We start from the raw sequence: 16,865 nt of genomic DNA, 5'->3' as shown, positions 1-16,865 counted from the left end.
ATGTGCTCCCCCATCGCATGGCGCTGAAACTCCCAGTACACTGCGTGTTCCAACACCCACATCCGTTGAACTCGAGGTTTTTGCATGACGCTCAGTCCTTTGGCAGGCAAGCCGGCTCCGGCCAGCGTGCTGGTCGATATTCCCCGCCTGCTCACCGCTTACTACACCGGCCGCCCAGACGCCGCCGTGGCGGCCCAGCGCGTGGCCTTCGGCACCTCGGGGCACCGGGGCAGTTCGCTGGAGCTGAGCTTCAACGAACATCATGTACTGGCCATCACCCAGGCCATTTGCCTGTATCGCCAGGAAAAGGGCATCGACGGCCCGATCTTCATCGGCGCCGATACCCACGCGCTGTCCGCCCCGGCTGCCGCCAGCGCGCTGGAGGTGCTGGCGGCCAACGGCGTGCGGGTGATGTTGTCCAAGGACGACGAGTACACCCCGACCCCAGCGGTGTCCCACGCCATCCTCTGCTACAACCGGGATCGTGACCAGGGCCTGGCCGACGGTATCGTCATCACCCCTTCGCACAACCCGCCACAAAGCGGCGGCTTCAAGTACAACCCACCCAATGGTGGCCCTGCCGACAGCGACGTGACCAAGTGGATCGAGGCCAAGGCCAACGAACTGCTGGCCGCCAACCTGGACGGCGTCAGGCGCATGGATCACGCCCAGGCGTTGCAGGCATCCACCACCGAGCGCCACGACTACGTCAGCCATTACGTCGAAGACCTGCAGAATGTCATTGATTTCGACGTGATTCGCTCGGCCAACCTGCGCCTGGGCGTCGACCCGCTGGGCGGTGCTGGCGTGCGCTACTGGTCGGCGATTGCCGAGCGCTACCAGCTGAATCTGGAAGTGGTGAACACCGAGGTCGACCCGACGTTCCGTTTCATGAGCGTCGACTGGGACGGGCAGATCCGCATGGACCCATCCTCGCCGTATGCCATGCAGGGCCTGATCGGCCTGCGCGAACGCTTCGACGTGGCGTTCGCCTGCGACCCGGACCACGATCGCCACGGCATCGTCACCGCCGATGGTCTGTTGCAGCCGAACAACTACCTGGCCGTGGCCATCGATTATCTGTTCCGCCATCGCCCGCAATGGCGCAGCGACGCGGCAGTGGGCAAGACGGTAGTGTCCAGCGGTCTGATCGATCGCGTCACCGCGCGCCTGGGCCGTGAACTCTACGAAGTGCCGGTAGGCTTCAAGTTCTTCGCCCAAGGGCTGTTCGATGGCGCGTTGGGCTTTGGCGGCGAAGAGAGTGCAGGGGCGTCGTTCCTGCGTTTGGACGGCTCGGTCTGGGCCACCGACAAGGACGGTCTGATCCCGGCCTTGCTGGCGGCGGAAATGACCGCTCGCACCGGTCGCAACCCGAGCCGGGCCTATGCCGACCTCACCGCTGCGCTGGGCAAGCCGTACGCCACTCGGGTAGAGGCCAAGGCCGATGCACGGCAGAAGGCGCTGCTGAGCAAGCTGTCGCCCGAGCAGGTCAAGTCGACGGAGCTGGCCGGCGAGCCGATCGAGCAGATCCTCAGTCACGCGCCGGGTAATGGCCAGGCGATCGGCGGGCTGAAGGTCATGACCGCCAACGGCTGGTTCGCCGCGCGGCCATCAGGGACCGAAGACATCTACAAGATCTACGCCGAAAGCTTCGTCGACGAGGCGCACCTGCAGCGTCTGGTGGAAGAAGCCCAGGTGCTGGTAGACGCGGCGATCGCCTGATCGACGCTGGGCCCCGGCAAGCGGGCTCCTACCGTTGCGTACAAAAAAGGCCGCTCGCCACAATTACCTTGTGGGAGCGGCCTTGTGTCGCGATAGGGCTGCGTAGCAGCCCCCTTGGCCACTGAATCAGGCCACGTCGACCAGCACGATCTCGCTGTCCTCGATCGCGGTCACTCGCAACACCTCCTCCTGCTCGATCGCCACGCCATCACGCGCCTTGGCCTGCACGCCGTTCACCTCTACCAGCCCCTTGGCCGGCACCAGGTAGCCCCGGCGTCCGGCATCGAAGCGATACTCGGCGCTTTCACCCGCCTGCAAGGTCGCCGCCACCAGGCGCGCATCGGTACGAATGCGCAAGTTCTCCTCGTCGCCAGCGCGGCCACTGGCCAGGGTCACGAAGCCTTCGCCACGTTCGCCTTTGGGGAATGGCCGGGTGCCCCAGCTCGGCGCCTCGCCGACCCGCTCAGGCACGATCCAGATCTGGAAGATCCGCGTGTCGACCTGCTCCAGGTTGTACTCGCTGTGCACGATGCCGGTACCGGCACTCATCACCTGCACGTCACCGGCCTCGGTACGGCCCTTGTTGCCCAGGCTGTCCTCATGAGTAATGGCACCTTCGCGAACGTAGGTGATGATTTCCATGTCGCGATGCGGGTGCGGTGGGAAGCCACTGCCGGCGGCGATCAGGTCATCGTTCCATACGCGCAGGTTGCCCCAGTGCATGCGTGCCGGGTCGTAGTACTCGGCGAACGAGAAGTGGTGATGGGCGTCGAGCCAGCCGTGGTTGGCATGGCCGAGTTTTTCGAACGGTCGCAGTTGCAGCATGATCGCGCTCCTCAATCAGTGGAATGAGGCAATGATGCGCTAAAAAAAGATCGAAAATAAGCGTAAATATCGGCTTGTAATGATCACATAAATAGATAGTTATTGTTGTCTGCCTGCTTTCGTTTCGTCACCTAATTGACTGATATTCAAGCAATAGCTGGCGATTTTTTGCCGATGGGGCGAACATGCCCGCTGTCTTGATTTTCACCGGAGTGACCGTGGCTCACGAGCATCCTCAGCCCCCCGCCGAACTGATCCCGCCTGCCCAGTTGCCCTGGTTCCGCCGCCTAGCGGCACGCCTGCTGGGCCGAGGCTTGACCCGCCTGCAGGCGCAGCACCGCGATTCGTGGTTCCTCGGCCATGTCAGCGGCCAGCGCAGCGGTCACACCGATGGCATGCGCGAGGGTTTGGAGCAGGGCAGGATCGAAGGCTATGAAGCCGGGCGCCAGGTGCTGGTGATTCGCGATACCCGCCCTGAAACCGCCGCTGTACCCGGGTGCGACGACAACCTGTTCGACGACTGGCGCCTGCCGCTTTCGGCCGAGCTGAAAAAGCGCTTCAAGGCCGATGTAGCCCAGCGACTGCCGGCCGAAGCCCAGCCAAGCGCTGCGCAATGGAAGCTGATATTCAGCGAAACGCCGTCGACCTGCGTGGTGGCCGGCGCCGGGGCGGGCAAATCGACCTCCCTGGTGCTGCGTATCCTGCTGCTGCGCCACTATCTGGGCTACGAGCTCGACGCGATGACCGTGGTCACCTTCACCCGAGAGTCGCGCAAGGACTTCATCAAGCGCCTGGTGCAGGTGTTCGCCCTGTGGCAGCTCGATCTGCAGCCGGCCCAGGCCCGCGAGCTGGTGCGTACATTCCATTCCCGCATCCTGCCGCTGGTGCGCAGCCTGCCGGGCTTCGGCCAGATGCGGGCATTCGAAACCCTGGGTAACGAGCTGCCGGCCGGACGCGAGGCAGAGGGCGAAAGCAACCCATTCGACCTGCGCCTGAATGATGCCCAACGCCAGCAGCTCAACCTCTGCTACCGCGACCTGTTGCAAGGCAATCCGCGTTTTGCCGAGATCATCGCCACCCTGCGCCGCGAAGCGTTGCAACTGAAGCCACTGGACCCGGATCACCCCGATGTGCAGAAGCGTGTGCAAGTACTTCAGCTGGCCGCCCAGCGCGACGAAGAACTGTGCGATGTGATCGAGGACCTGTGGTTCGCGGCAGGCGCCTGGCCGATCAAGGGCATCGAGCCATGCCGGGAAACCGTTGAAATTCGCGGCAGCCGTTTTCACGTCCATGGCCGCCTGGCGGGCACCGATGCCTGGGTGGTGCTGGGCTTCGATCCGGGCGAGAGCGCCCAGTACCAGCGCCCCGGTGCCAAGCTGGCGGTGCGTGCCGAGTGGGCGGTCAAGCGCACCTTGCTGCAGGCGTTCTGCGACAAACCGCTGATCTGGCTCGATAACTACGCCATGGCCCGGCGCCTGGCGGCCTCCCTCGCGGGCGACGCAGTGGCCGGGCCCGGCTTCGAGTACAAGGTCAAGGGTGAATTGGCGCCCGCGCCACTGCTGGACGCCTTCGTCGGCGCCGCCAACTTCATCGAGAACCTCGGCCTGGATGTCCATTGCGCCGTCAGCGCCATGAGCTTTCCCAGCGGCGACAGCGACGCACTGTTCTTCGAGGCCCTGGCGTTGTACTGGAAGGCGCTTGAGGCGCACCTGCTGGGCCTCTCGCCGCCGGTGATGAGCTACAACCGCATGTTCGCCCTGTTCGGCGAGAACAACCCGGAAAACCTGCGCTTGTTGCCTGACCCGCTGCTCCGGCCGCTGGCGCACCTGATGATCGACGAGTTCCAGGATGTGTCGCCGCAGATCGTCAGCTGGCTGCGTGCCAGCCTCACGGAAATCCGCCGCCGTGGCCCGGCCATGCATACCGGGCGCAATGCCCAGCATTCCTCGCTGATGTGCGTGGGGGACGATTGGCAGTCGATCTACGGCTGGCGAGGCAGCTCGCCGAAGTACTTCATGGAGTTCACCAAGGCTTTCCCGTCCCCGGCCAATACCCGGGTCATGCTGGTCGACAACTACCGTTGCCAGCAGCAGGTGATCGACGCTGCCGAGCATCTGGTCAAGGGCACGCCGGCGATCGCCGGGAAAAAAGCCCGGGCCAGCGGGCCGGCCGCGCAGTTGCCTGGGGCGCCGGTACGCGTGTTCGACCGCGACGAAGCGGCCTTGGGCGAGACACTGCTCGAACACTACCAGCGCGGCGAGTCAGTGATGATGCTGTACCGCAAGGGCAGTGACAAAGCGCTGATGAGCGACCACCTGCAATCGGTTCTGCAAACCGAGGCCATGCTCCCCGCCGAGCAACGCCGCTTGCGCCAGCTGACCTATCACAGCGCCAAGGGTCTGCAGGCCGACGCGGTGTTCATGCTCGGCGATTGCCAGTACCTGACCAGCTCGCCGTACAAGAACCAGGTGTATCGCCTGGCCGGGCTGGGGCGCTCCGGCGATGCCCAGCCATTCGATACGGCCCAGAAGGAGGAAGTACAGCGCCTGGCCTACGTCGCGGTGACCCGTGCGGTCAGCCATTGCTATTGGCACGTCGAAGCGGCCAACGGCGATGCCCAGGGTGCGCCACGCGCATCGAGCCAGGTGGACGGCCGCCAGGCCTTCTTCGAGGACCTGCGCGGCCAGTAGGGCGGTCAGCCGTTGGGGTCCTGTTCGCCTGTCAGGCTCATGTACAGGGCGTCGAGTGCAGCTTCACGCGCGCCCGCCACGGCGCGTGACGCTTCATCGTATTGGCTGGAGTTGAGTGCGATGCGCTGCAACCGGCCTTGACTGTCCAGCGGTGAGGCGGACAGCCAGCCCGTGAGTTGCCGCACGACATCTGGCGCAAGGCGAGCAGAGGGCTCACTGCTGGGATCGGCACAGTAATCGAGGTATTCCTGGGCATCGCTCCAATCCGTTTTCACGGCCTCGAAGCGCTCTGCGAAGCGCTGTTCCAGGAAGCGCATCCAGCTCGGTTGCCGGGCGATCCAGCCACGCCGGGTCGCGGCACCTTCATCCATCAGGCGCACCGCGTCGGCCACGTTATCTTCGACGAGCGGGGATACCTGGGCGGTTTGCCGGTAAAGCATGTCCTGGCTGGGTTCAGGGAATTCCAGCTCGCTGGCCAGCGCCTGGCGAAGCGCCAGGCGGATCTCGATCTCGTCGACCATGGCCTGTTCAAGCTCCTCCAGGCTGAGGTCATCCAACTCGTCGAGCGGGGGAAGGTCCGGCATTCTCGGTTGCTGCTCCGTTGGCAGTTCCAGCCAGGCGCGGTGCGCGGCTTGTCGGGCCGCGCGCGCGGTATAGATACGGCTGGCGAGGACGTTGACCTGCTCGCGACGAAACAGGCGACGATAGAAATTGAACAGGTGCGGGCCGCGCAACTCGGCGTCGGTGCTTTCATCGAAGGCAAGCAACTCTACCTCCAGGGTGCTGAAACCATCTGCTCCGGCATCGCCGCAGGAGGCAGGGAACTGCGCTGCAACTTCTTCAAGACGCGTGCGCAGCTGGGTATCCTGGCTGGCCCGGGTGAGCATTCTCCAGACCTGATCGCTCAATGCCTGGGGGTTGCCCCGAGCTTGCGCCGACCGGCCAAGGCGTTCTACCACGTCACGCAACGAGGCGTTATCGCCGTCGTCGAACAGGTCGCGCCAGGTGCGTTGCTGAGCCGCGTTGGCGTGGTCCAACCAGTTCACCGCCTGGTCCGCAGGCAGGAACCCCTCTGCTTCCTCGACCCTGGCTCCGGCAGTGCGCAAGCGCCGAGCCAGCCGTGGCTGCAGGCGGTTGAAGTTGAAATCCAGGCGCCACAACAGTGCCCTCTGCGCGCTGCCAATGGTCTGGAAGTAAGGCGTGGCTAACAGATGGTCGAGATCGGGAAGGTCGGTGATCCTGTTTTCGTCGAGGGCCACGGAGCGCAGTTGGCTGCCTGGGTTGGCCATCAGCTCCATCAGGCTCGCCGGCCACTGCGTCAGTCCGCATTGGCTCAGGTTCAGCGAATGCAGGCGCAACAGGCCCGCCACGTTCGGTACCTCGCCTAGCTGCGGGTTGGCTGACAGGTCGAGCGTTTGCAGTCGGGTCATCTGCCCGAAACGCTCGGCCTGCACCTGGTTCAGGCTGATCTGGTTGTGGCGCAGGCGCAGATGCTCCAGCGGCAGGCGGGTGAATAGGTCGAGGTCTTCTTCGGACAGGCTCAAGGCGTTGCTGCTGAGGTCCAGCGAGCGCAGTTGGGTCAGTTGCTCGAGCGCTCGGCGGCCCTCGTCGGTGAGCGCTTGCAGTTCGTTGGACGGGAGGATCAGTTCACGGAGTCTGGGGGTGTTGCGCAGGGCGCGGAACAGTGAGCCCGTGTCGAAGCCTGGCCCGGCAAAGGCCAGCCTTAGCGAGCGCAAGAACGGGAAGCTCTGCAGGAAGCCTGGGGGAAGGGATTGGATGGGGCCGCCATACAGCGACAACGACGCCACGTGGTCGAAGCGTGCGGGTAGCAATGCTGGCAGGGATTGTAACCCCTCGAGATTGAGTTCGAGTGCGTTACCGCCGGCAGCACGGTGTTGGCGGGTGATCGCCGGAGGATCGGCGCGCCATGCTCGATTCAGATGCAGGCGCAATCTGGCGTGGGCCGGTCGATACGCCGTGTCGGCAGCCTGCACCCAGGCTTGCAACGTGGCGTCCAATGCCTCCTGCTCGCGTTGCAGGGCCGTGATCTGCTGGCCAACGTCGCCGCGTTCGCGCAAGCGCGCCAGCAGTTCGCGGCGCTCGCGTGCGGTCAAGCTGGGGAACAAGTCTTGCAGGCGCTCGTCGGGAATGTTGCGGACCAGGTTACGCAGCCGCTCGAACAGCCTTGGGCGACCGCTGAGCGGGTATCCGATCCGGCCGTCGCTCAGGCGCATGGGAGACCTGAACCCCGGGCGAGGCACCTGTTGGCCAATCAGTGCGGCGCAATGTGCACGGTCGGCGAGTGCCGACTGCAGGATGCTTTCGGTCGTTGCACCGGGGTGTTCAGCCAACAGGGATTGCTGCAGCGCCCTGCTGTCGGCATTGGCCAGGCCAGGGCGATACAAGCCGGCGAGCGCCCGATCCAGACGCACGCGGCTCTGCAACAATCGCGCCTCCTCGGCAAGACGCAGGGGGACGCGTCCTGCTACCAGGCGCGAGCGTTCGGCTATCGTGGCTCGGGCGTCAAGCTCAAGCACTGCCCGGGCTGGCAGGCTGGGAAACTGCCTTGCAAGGGTGACATGAGCACTGTCGAATTGCGGCTGACGCTGCTGGTAAAGGCTCCCGATCAGGCTGTCGCGGCGCGCCTGCAGACGTAGCGCCAGGCGCTCGTCCAGGTCGCTGGCCGACAGCGATGAGGCATCGCCACGCAACGAGGCCCGTGCGGATTCGTCGAGCTGCGCCAGTACCGTTTTGCTGAGCTGGCCGCTTTCCAGGTCGTTCAGGGTGAGGACTATTTCCACATGGGGATGCGAGCCTGGCGCTGAGTAATGGCTCGCCAAGCCCCAGGGTTCAGGGCCGGCGAAAACCTTGAGCGCGTAATCCGCTGGCCAGCCCGGCAAGTGCGGTAGTTCAGCGACCGCATAGTGTTTGTAGGCTGCGAGAGAGCGGCCGTGGCGCACCGCCTCGATTATCGCATCGGCCTCGCGATCGCAACCGAGGCGCATCAGGCTATCGGCCAGCAGCGCGGGCGGCGGCTGATGATTGATGTGGGCGTAACGCAGGGTATCTGCCGTGGTTTCGGTGCTGCGCATGGCGAAGGACAGTTCGCTGTCGTCGAGGCCGTCGGCCAGCGGCCCGAAGCGACGCACCAGCTGCACATCGCTCCAGTCCAGCGGTGCCTCCATTACCAAGCGCCAGGCACCGTCGCCGTTGTCGCTCAAGCGTGCGGCATAGCCTGCGCGGGGGTGGCGCGCGCGCAGATGGCCATCGGCGCCTTGCAAGGTTTCGATGACTTCGCCTTCGATACGGATGAAGCGGTGATCACCTTGCGTATAGATGCCCCGCGAATCGGGTATCGCGCGCTCGTTCAGGAGCGTGTCGCTGCGATAGCCATCGAACGAGGGGGACCACAGCCTCTCCTTGCCGTCGTCCCAGACGCTGCGCATCGCATCGACGAATCCCGCCTGCTTCAGCGCCATGCCTGCCCCAGCGACTGCGGCGACGGTCACCACATTGAACAGAATCGACTCGACCTGGGCCAAGGCCTGGGCGTTGTCGCCTTGCTCCCAGGCCTCGATGCCATGGAAGACGCTGCCCATGATCTGGGCGGCGCCCAACGCCATCATCAAGGGGTTCAGGGCGGGGATGAACATTGCAGCGACGTTGAGCACGGTCAGCCCGGCATCCAGCCAATGGGTCAAGCGTGCCAGGCGCTGTTTGGCATCCACGTCGGCGGTCGGCACGGCAATCGCCCTGGCATCGCTCTTGAGTCGCAGCACATGCAGTGCATGCAACTGAGCCCAGGGTTGATCGGGCAATTGCGTGACGGCAATCGTCAGGTGCGCCTTGGGGCGCAGGCCCGTTGCGTTGTCTGGGTTGGCGAATAGTTTTTTGCGCAGAGCGCGTTCCAGTTCGGGCTGCAGCTTCAGTGGTGCCAGTGCAGTGAGGCGCTGCCGCGAAGCGGTGTCGGCCAGCGCTTGGCGCAAGGCGCGGGTGGCGTCGGCACGTGAATCGTATTCACGCACGCTGTCGTTGGTTGCGTTGGGCAGGTAGACGATGATCGGGCTTGGCAGTCTGTCGTCGTCGGTGCCGATCAGCAGCAGCTCGTGCAGGGCGATGGTTTCCAGGGTCACACGCCAACAATGCAATGCCCGCGCGCCGTAGCGAGGTGCCGCGATACCCGCGCACAGTTGCTCGATGGCGGCCAGACCGGTATCGCTGAGGTTGCCGCGCATGAGCGCGATGTGTCCCTGCACGCGCAGTTCGGCCCGGCTGGCGTCGGTCCATAAGGTCGGCAACGTGGCCTTGGGGCGTCGAGCACATGGGCCAGGTGTTGCTGGTAGGCGCGGCCCAGATCGAGTCGTCGACAATGGTCGATGAAGCCGGCCAGCGTCAGCCCGGGTATCGGCTGGATGTCCGTGGCGCTGCGTTGCAGGCGGTCGAACGGGTGGACCTCGTTGTCGGCGGTAAAGTTGTGCAGCGCGGCTTCGAGCAAGGTTCGGGTTTGAGCCGCACCCTTGGGTACCACGGGGGAGCGCTCGCGAGGTGGTGTCTGGCCCAGTGGCGATGGGCCTGTCGTGGGCTGTTTCAGCTCGAAGGGCTGATGCACGAACAGCGCTTCGGTCACTGACACCTCATTGTTCAGGCGGTTACTCAGCAAGGGCTCGCAGAACTCGACGATGCCCTTGAGCGGCGCCAGCGCCGCGTGCAACGCCTGGCGTCGAGCGTCCCGCTCGGCGATCGCATCGCGCAGGGCTTGTTGCCTGGCTGGGCTGGCCTGGGCGAACCAATCGACTGGCTGGCCCTGAGAATCCAGGAATTCGCTGCGTAGGCGGCTCAACATCGGGCCGACATGCTCGGGGTGCAGGGCCTTGCTCCAGCGGGGCAGGGTGCGCGAGATCTGTGCGTGGTGCAGTGGTAGGGCCATGGTGGCAATCCTTTGCAAGAAAGATATCCATCAAGCCCTTTGCGCCTGGCAGCTGGGTGGTACTTGGCTAGCCCCTGAAGAGGGGTCGGTCTTGCACATGCGACGGTCGGTGAGGGACCAGCGTTCGGCGGCTGCCTGGGCCACTGTAACCTGCCGGCCTGACGCGCAGGCGCCAGGCGCAAGCCAGGGAGAAAGCGTATGCATTCGCGGTTCGGTCCCAGGGACCATCTGCTGGATTTAAATGGCATCGAGGTGGCTGTGCGCACCTGGGGCCCGGAAGACGGCATTCCGCTGTTGGCCTTGCACGGTTGGCTGGATAACGCCGCTTCGTTCGAGCGCTTGGCGCCGATGCTCGATGGCTGCTTCGTGGTGGCCCCCGACCTGGTCGGCCATGGCCGCTCGGACCACCGCCGGCACGACAGCGGCTACTACCTGTGGGAGCATGCCGAGGACATGCTGGCGGTCACCGACAGCCTGGGCCTGGCGCAATTCCACGTCCTGGCCCATGGCATGGGGAGCGGTATCGCGTCACTGCTGGCAGCGATGACCAGCGGCATCGCCAGCATGGTTTTCCTCGATGGCATGGGCGCACCGTTCACCGTGGCCGATGACGATCGCGTGCAGCATCTGGCGCGGGCCTATCGGCTCAAGCGCATGGTTCAGCGCAGCCAGGCGCAAGGCTTCAGCGAGCCGCACGGCAGCCGTTTCGTCGACCTCGAAGCCGCCCTCGAACAGCGGCGCAAACGCCTGGATGGCGAGCTTTGCGACGATGCAGCGCGGCTTTTGGCGCTGCGTGACCTGTTGCAGTTGAGCGATGGCTACTGCTGGCGCCACGACCCTCGCCTCGTGTTGCCCGAACCCATGCCCCTGACCGAGCGCGAGGCTTGCGACCTGCTGCGCCAGATCCGCTGTCCGCTGTACCTGATGCTGGGGCGCCAGGGCGCCTTTGCCGACGCCGGATTCGCTCGGCGCCAGGACGCATTGCCCAGCCAGGCCAAGGTGTCCTGGCACCCGGGCGGGCATCACTTTCACCTGGAAGCGCCGGACCGCGCGTTGGTCGATCAACTGCTGCGCATTCTCGCCCGACACGAAGGGAGCGGGTTGCTGCGACGGGTAAACGAGTGAAGCGCATGGCCAGCGGTTCCGCTGCTGGGCTAAGGTAGCTGCCGACGCCCATAACAAGGAAAACCGGCATGTCATCGCTCGACCTCCAATCACCTCGAACGCACTGGGTGCAAACACCGCAAGGCAAGTTGTTCGCCCAACAATGGTCGCCAGCGGAGGCGGGAGCGGTGCCGATCATCCTCTTGCACGACTCCTTGGGATGCGTAGAGCTATGGCGTGACTTCCCAGCGCAACTGGCGGCAGCCACAGGGCAACAGGTGATTGCCTACGACCGACTGGGCTTCGGCCGGTCCGATGCGCACCTTGGCTTGCTGCGGCGCGGGTTCGTCGAGGCCGAGGCGCTCGAGGGCTTCGCCGCGTTGCGCGAGCAACTGGGCATCGATGAGTTCGTGGTCTTCGGTCATAGCGTTGGCGGTGGCATGGCGGTGAGCTGCGCGGCTGCATACAGCGGGCAGTGTCGTGGCGTGATCACCGAGTCGGCGCAGGCGTTCGTCGAAGACCGCACACTCGAAGGCATTCGCGCTGCTGATCGTCAATTTGCAGAGCCTGGGCAACTGGAGCGCTTGCAGCGCTACCACGGCGACAAGGCCGCCTGGGTGTTGCGTGCCTGGGTCGATACCTGGTTGGGCGCAGACTTCGCCGATTGGTCCCTGGATGCAGTGCTGCCAGAGGTGGTTTGCCCCCTGCTGAGCCTGCATGGGGAACAGGATGAGTTCGGGTCGAGCGCCCATCCTGAGCGCTTCGTGGCCATGGCCGGTGGCCCATCGGTGATGCGGATGTTGCCAGGGTGCGGGCATGTGCCGCATCGGGAGCAGGGGCCGGTGGTACTGGACGAGGTGCTGCGGTTCCTGGGCTGATCCGTACCGCTTCGAAACGGCCGTCCGGGCGGTGGATGCTGGCCAGTGGATATCCCGCCAAAGCCGATTATGCTTCAGATACCTTGCCGTGATCCGAGGCGCGGTTCGCCGTACCTGCGTGACCCGATGCAAGCCCTGAGGCCCGGGTGCGATGGTGGAATACATGTGAGGTGCTCCGGCCTGCCATAACGACAAGACGGAGGCACCCCATGGCGGTTCTCGACAGCGCATCCACGGGCAGTAGCGCGCCCCAACGCGGTATCACCAAGGAGGAGCGCAAGGTCATCTTCGCCTCGTCCCTGGGCACGGTGTTCGAATGGTACGACTTCTACCTGTACGGCTCGCTGGCGGCGATCATCGCCAAGCACTTCTTCGCCGGCGTCAATGAAACCACCTCGTTCATCTTCGCTTTGCTGGCCTTTGCTGCAGGCTTCGCCGTAAGGCCGTTCGGCGCCATCGTGTTCGGCCGGCTGGGCGACATGATCGGGCGCAAGTACACCTTTCTCATCACCATCGTCATCATGGGCCTGTCCACCGCGGTGGTAGGCCTGCTACCGAGCTACGCGGTGATCGGTGTGGCCGCGCCGGTGATTCTCATTACCTTGCGTCTGCTCCAGGGCCTGGCATTGGGTGGCGAGTACGGGGGCGCTGCCACCTACGTCGCGGAGCACGCGCCCAAGGGGCGTCGGGGCTTCTTCACGGCGTGGATCCAGACCACCGCGACCCTGGGCCTGTTCCTTTCCCTGCTGGTGATCCTCGCTTGCCGGACCGCGCTGGGTACCGAGGCCTTCGAGGCCTGGGGCTGGCGCATTCCGTTCCTGCTGTCGATCCTGCTGCTGGCGGTTTCGGTGTACATCCGCATGCAGCTCAACGAGTCGCCGGTGTTCATGAAGATGAAAGCCGAGGGCAAGGCGTCCAAGGCACCGCTGACCGAGTCCTTCGCCCGCTGGGACAACCTCAAGGTGGTGATCATGTCGCTGCTGGGCGGCACCGCCGGCCAGGCAGTAGTGTGGTACACCGGGCAGTTCTACGCGCTGTTCTTCCTGCTGCAGATGCTCAAGATCGACCCACAGACAGCCAATCTGCTGATCGCCGGCTCGTTGCTGATCGGTACGCCGTTCTTCATATTCTTCGGGAGCCTGTCCGACCGCATCGGCCGCAAGAAGATCATCATGGCCGGTTGCATCATTGCCGCGCTCACCTATTTCCCGATCTTCAAGGCGCTGACCGAGTACGGTAACCCTGACGTGTTCGTGGCCCAGGAGCAGAATCCCGTGGTGGTGGTGGCCGATCCCGGCCAGTGCGCGTTCCAGTTCGACCCGGTGGGCAAGGCCAAATTCATCAGCTCTTGCGACATCGCCAAGAGCCTGCTGGCCAAGCGGGCCATTCCCTACACCAACGAGGCGGCCGAACCTGGCAGCGTGACGCAGATCCGTATCGGCGAGCGGGTGTTGCCGAGCTTCGAGGGCAGCAGCCTGGCGGCGGCCGACTTCAAGGTGCAGAACGATGCCTTTACCGTCACCCTGGGTGGGGCGCTCAAGGAAGCCGGGTATCCAGAGAAAGCCGACCCGGCGAAGATCCACTACCCGATGGTGCTGTTGCTGCTGACCGTGCTGGTGATCTACGTGACCATGGTCTATGGCCCCATCGCTGCGTGGCTGGTCGAACTGTTCCCGGCGCGCATCCGCTATACCTCCATGTCTTTGCCGTACCACATCGGTAACGGCTGGTTCGGCGGCTTCCTGCCGACGGTGGCGTTTGCCATGGTGGCGGCTACCGGGGATATCTATTACGGGTTGTGGTACCCAATCGTGATCGCGGTGATGACGGCGGTGCTGGGGATCTTCTTCCTACCGGAGACCAAGGACCGGGATATCAATCACGCGTGAGGCCGGTGTCTTCAGTACCGGCCCTATCCAGGGGTCGGTGCTGAAGGATCAGTCGAAGTACCCTCGCAGGCTGAAGGCATACCCGATGTCCACATCCGCCTCGCCTCGGCTCCAGCGCTTGTTCATCACGAATTCGAACGCCGGCTCGAACAGCCCGTCGCGTACCACGGCCCCGGCCAGTACCTCGACGTCGTACCAGCCATTCTCGATCTCGATGATTGGTCGCCCCGGTACCTGGTAACGCGCGAGCAGGTCGCCGAGGGTCTTGTTGGTGAAGTGCTGAAGGATGCGCCAGGTGTAGAGCATGACGGCGCGGTTCTCGATACGTAGTACGTAACCTGTACGATGATGCTTCAAGCGGCTGCCCGGCTCACGCAGGGCCGGCGTCTGCCCGTCCAGGGTGAAGATGATGTGGTAAGGCAGGTTGTCGACCCCGGCCAGGGGCACCACCACGCCTTCGCGGACCGCCCGGTCACCGCTGTCGGTATGGGTGAACTCGGTCGCCAGGTCATCGGGCAGGCGGTTTTCGTACTTGAAGCGATCGAGCAGCTGGATGTCGCCGAGCAAGAAATAATCGACCAGGTCATTGAGGACTTCGCTGAATTCGTGGCGCATCTGTTTTCCTTGTTGTTGGCGCACAAGTAACAGATGCAAATGTAGCGAACCCCACTGCGACCTGCCATAGACGACGTTCAGTGCTTCTGGGCGATCTGGATCAGATTGCCGCAAGTGTCGTCGAACACGGCCACCGTGACCGGGCCGAGATCGGTCGGCGGCTTGGTGAAATGCACGCCGGCTTTGCACAGGCGCGTGTACTCCGCCTGGATATCCCGCACCCCGAACGAGGTGGCAGGGATACCATCTTGCTTCAAGGCCGCTTTGTAGGTTTTCGCCGCAGGGTGGGCATCGGGTTCGAGCAGCAGTTCGACGCCGTCAGAATCCTTGGGGGAGGTGAGTGTCAGCCAGCGATGCTGGCCATTGGGGATGTCATGCTTGGGCTCGAAACCGAGCACATAGTGATAGAAAGCCAGGGCCTTGGCCTGGTCGTCGACGAGGATGCTGGTGACAACGATCTTCATAGGCGCACACCTTTTCCTGGAGACGTTACTTAACAAGTAAAGACGTTCTGGCCTATTCCACCAGCGAAGGGGTTGGGCCAGCCAGGTTCAATGAGCCGTTTTGCCGGCCGGGCTGTCAACTGGCAAATCTACCAGTAGCCAGGTCGATGCGGCGGCGCGACGCCCTGCACAGCTGCGCGGCGAGTGCGACTCAGATCGCGATCGCACCGCTGACCAGGCCATACAGGGCAATTGCTGCGCCTAGTATCACCAGGACGAAAACCACACGCTCGAAGCCTGTGAACAGTTGGCGGGCCTGTTCGCGCCGCGCCTTGATGTAGAGCAGCGTCCCTGGGCCGTAGATCAGCGCTGACAGCAACACGTACTTCAGCCCGCCGGCCCAGACCATCAGCACCGCGTAAGCCGTGGCGAGCAGGGCAATCAGCAGGTCCTTGCCGCGCTCGCCGGGTTCGCTTTCGTAGGTTTCCCGGCTCCCCGCCAGCTTGAGCGCATAGGCAGCCACCAACAGGTAGGGGATCAGTGTCAGCGAACTCGTCAGTTCCAGAGCCAGGGTGAAGGCGTATTCCGTGAACCAGGTCAACAGCAGGAACAGCTGCACGAACAAAGTGGTCAGCCACAGCGCCGAGGAGGGTACCTGGTGGGCGTTTTCGCGGGTAAGAAAGCTTGGCATGGCCTGGTCGTGTGCCGCTGAGTACAGCACTTCGGCGGCGAGCAGGGTCCACGACAGGTAGGCGCCGAGCACCGAAATGATCAGACCGATACTGATGAATATCGCGCCCCAGCGCCCGACGATGGCTTCCAGCACGCCAGCCATCGATGGCTGGCGCAGGCCGGCGAGCTCAGGGCGCAGCATCACGCCATAGCTGAGCAGGGTGATCAGCACCAGCAGGCACAGCACGCCGATGAAGCCCAGTACCGTGGCGATGCCGACGTCGCGGCGGTTGCGTGCATAACGCGAGTACACGCTGGCGCCTTCGATGCCGAGAAACACGAATACCGTGACCAGCATGGTGCTGCGCACCTGGTCGAACAGCGATTCGCTCGGCGCCGCCATGTCCAGGGCCGCGTGGCCGACCCGGCCGTAGTCGTCCAGATGTGCGAGGTCGGCAGCCGGCCCTGCAGCGGCGTTGCCCCAGAAGTTCTGGCTGAACAGGTCGCTGTCGAAGGCGGCGATGATGACCACGACGAACACCAGGATCGGGACCATCTTCGCCACCGTGGCGATGGTGTTGATCACCGCCGCCTCCTGTACGCCCCGCAACACCAGGAAGTGGAAGCCCCACAGCAGTACCGACGAGACTGCGATGGCCGCGACCGTATTGCCATCGCCGAACACCGGGAAGAACGCCCCCAAGGTCGACTTGATCAGAATGAAGTAGGACACGTTGCCGATGCAGGTGCCGGCCCAGAAGCCGAACGCCGAGGCGAAGCCCAGGTAGCTGCCGAAGCCAGCGTTGGCGTAGGCGTAGATGCCGGAATCAAGGTCGGGGCGACGCCGTGCCAGGGTCTGGAAAACGAACGCCAGCATGAGCATGCCGGCGCCCGCGATGCACCAGGCGATGATCGCGCCGAGCCCGCCGGTAGCGCGGCCGAAGGTGGCCGGCAGGGAGAAGATCCCGGCACCGACCATCGAGCCGACCACCAGTGCGGTAAGCGACCATACGTTGAGTTTGCTTTGCGTGGCGCTGCTCATCGGTCTTGGTTCCCCCCCCAGGTCAAGTAGGTCAAGTGGGGTTGAGTAAAGACCGAGC

Annotated in this window: 11 protein-coding genes; 5 read left to right on the top strand and 6 right to left on the bottom strand. The window is 64.2% G+C overall.

Features of this window, described 5'->3' with window-relative positions:
• Positions 1-84 precede the first annotated feature (84 nt).
• Positions 85-1,722 (top strand): phosphoglucomutase (alpha-D-glucose-1,6-bisphosphate-dependent), encoded by a 1,638-nt coding sequence (pgm, locus tag E6B08_RS16275; RefSeq protein WP_136914987.1) that lies wholly within the window; start codon positions 85-87, stop codon positions 1,720-1,722.
• Between the two features lie 126 nt (positions 1,723-1,848).
• On the opposite strand, the gene E6B08_RS16270 is transcribed toward pgm, so the two are convergent.
• A complete protein-coding gene (locus E6B08_RS16270; protein WP_136914986.1) occupies positions 1,849-2,547 on the bottom strand; it encodes a pirin family protein in 699 nt (232 codons plus the stop codon).
• A gap of 185 nt (positions 2,548-2,732) precedes the next feature.
• Here E6B08_RS16270 and E6B08_RS16265 point away from each other — a divergent pair, with 185 nt between their 5' ends.
• A complete protein-coding gene (locus tag E6B08_RS16265) occupies positions 2,733-5,237 on the top strand; it encodes a UvrD-helicase domain-containing protein (RefSeq protein ID WP_136914985.1) in 2,505 nt (834 codons plus the stop codon).
• A 5-nt stretch (positions 5,238-5,242) separates the two neighbouring features.
• Here E6B08_RS16265 and E6B08_RS16260 read toward each other — a convergent pair whose 3' ends face one another.
• Together E6B08_RS16260 and E6B08_RS16255 are read right to left on the bottom strand one after the other, a co-directional pair.
• Positions 5,243-9,481, bottom strand: coding sequence for an NEL-type E3 ubiquitin ligase domain-containing protein (locus tag E6B08_RS16260; protein ID WP_416194404.1), 4,239 nt, complete (start codon positions 9,479-9,481; stop codon positions 5,243-5,245).
• A complete protein-coding gene (locus E6B08_RS16255; protein WP_136914983.1) occupies positions 9,367-10,164 on the bottom strand; it encodes a dermonecrotic toxin domain-containing protein in 798 nt (265 codons plus the stop codon). Before E6B08_RS16255 ends, E6B08_RS16260 begins: the two co-directional genes overlap by 115 nt.
• Positions 10,165-10,362: 198 nt before the next feature.
• Between E6B08_RS16255 and E6B08_RS16250 the strand changes: the two genes are divergently transcribed.
• The 3 genes from E6B08_RS16250 (at position 10,363) to E6B08_RS16240 (ending at position 14,035) form a co-directional block, all read left to right on the top strand.
• On the top strand, positions 10,363-11,289 hold the full coding sequence (locus E6B08_RS16250; RefSeq protein WP_136914982.1) for an alpha/beta fold hydrolase: 927 nt from the start codon (positions 10,363-10,365) through the stop codon (positions 11,287-11,289).
• A gap of 68 nt (positions 11,290-11,357) precedes the next feature.
• Positions 11,358-12,146 carry an alpha/beta fold hydrolase gene (locus E6B08_RS16245; RefSeq protein WP_136914981.1) on the top strand — a complete coding sequence of 263 codons (789 nt, stop codon included), beginning with the start codon at positions 11,358-11,360 and terminating at the stop codon, positions 12,144-12,146.
• A 209-nt stretch (positions 12,147-12,355) separates the two neighbouring features.
• Complete coding sequence (locus E6B08_RS16240) at positions 12,356-14,035, top strand: MFS transporter (protein ID WP_136914980.1); 1,680 nt, start codon at positions 12,356-12,358, stop codon at positions 14,033-14,035.
• Positions 14,036-14,083: 48 nt separating this feature from the next.
• Here the strand turns inward: E6B08_RS16240 and E6B08_RS16235 are convergent, their stop codons facing one another.
• The 3 genes from E6B08_RS16235 to E6B08_RS16225 all read right to left on the bottom strand — a co-directional run bounded on the left by E6B08_RS16235 (position 14,084) and on the right by E6B08_RS16225 (position 16,807).
• Entirely contained in the window at positions 14,084-14,650 is a 567-nt protein-coding gene (locus tag E6B08_RS16235) for a hypothetical protein (RefSeq protein WP_136914979.1), read from the bottom strand.
• 77 nt (positions 14,651-14,727) lie between these two features.
• On the bottom strand, positions 14,728-15,114 hold the full coding sequence (locus E6B08_RS16230; RefSeq protein ID WP_136914978.1) for a VOC family protein: 387 nt from the start codon (positions 15,112-15,114) through the stop codon (positions 14,728-14,730).
• Between the two features lie 190 nt (positions 15,115-15,304).
• The gene (locus E6B08_RS16225; protein WP_136914977.1) at positions 15,305-16,807 is read right to left on the bottom strand and encodes an amino acid permease; all 1,503 of its coding nucleotides are present in this window, start codon (positions 16,805-16,807) and stop codon (positions 15,305-15,307) included.
• Positions 16,808-16,865: the final 58 nt, after the last annotated feature.

The sequence above is a fragment of the Pseudomonas putida genome, from assembly GCF_005080685.1.
GTDB classification, from domain to species: Bacteria; Pseudomonadota; Gammaproteobacteria; order Pseudomonadales; family Pseudomonadaceae; genus Aquipseudomonas; species Aquipseudomonas putida_V.
The sequence above is the reverse complement of the archived record's forward strand: the minus strand, read 5'-3'. Positions and strand labels throughout refer to the sequence as shown.

Excerpts from the sequence above, each read along its gene's own strand:
- pgm (WP_136914987.1), top strand. The coding sequence starts at position 85 with ATGACGCTCAGTCCTTTGGCAGGCAAGCCGGCTCCGGCCAGCGTGCTG.
- E6B08_RS16270 (WP_136914986.1), bottom strand. The coding sequence starts at position 2,547 with ATGCTGCAACTGCGACCGTTCGAAAAACTCGGCCATGCCAACCACGGC.
- E6B08_RS16265 (WP_136914985.1), top strand. The coding sequence starts at position 2,733 with ATGCCCGCTGTCTTGATTTTCACCGGAGTGACCGTGGCTCACGAGCAT.
- E6B08_RS16255 (WP_136914983.1), bottom strand. The coding sequence starts at position 10,164 with ATGGCCCTACCACTGCACCACGCACAGATCTCGCGCACCCTGCCCCGC.
- E6B08_RS16250 (WP_136914982.1), top strand. The coding sequence starts at position 10,363 with ATGCATTCGCGGTTCGGTCCCAGGGACCATCTGCTGGATTTAAATGGC.
- E6B08_RS16245 (WP_136914981.1), top strand. The coding sequence starts at position 11,358 with ATGTCATCGCTCGACCTCCAATCACCTCGAACGCACTGGGTGCAAACA.
- E6B08_RS16240 (WP_136914980.1), top strand. The coding sequence starts at position 12,356 with ATGGCGGTTCTCGACAGCGCATCCACGGGCAGTAGCGCGCCCCAACGC.
- E6B08_RS16235 (WP_136914979.1), bottom strand. The coding sequence starts at position 14,650 with ATGCGCCACGAATTCAGCGAAGTCCTCAATGACCTGGTCGATTATTTC.
- E6B08_RS16230 (WP_136914978.1), bottom strand. The coding sequence starts at position 15,114 with ATGAAGATCGTTGTCACCAGCATCCTCGTCGACGACCAGGCCAAGGCC.
- E6B08_RS16225 (WP_136914977.1), bottom strand. The coding sequence starts at position 16,807 with ATGAGCAGCGCCACGCAAAGCAAACTCAACGTATGGTCGCTTACCGCA.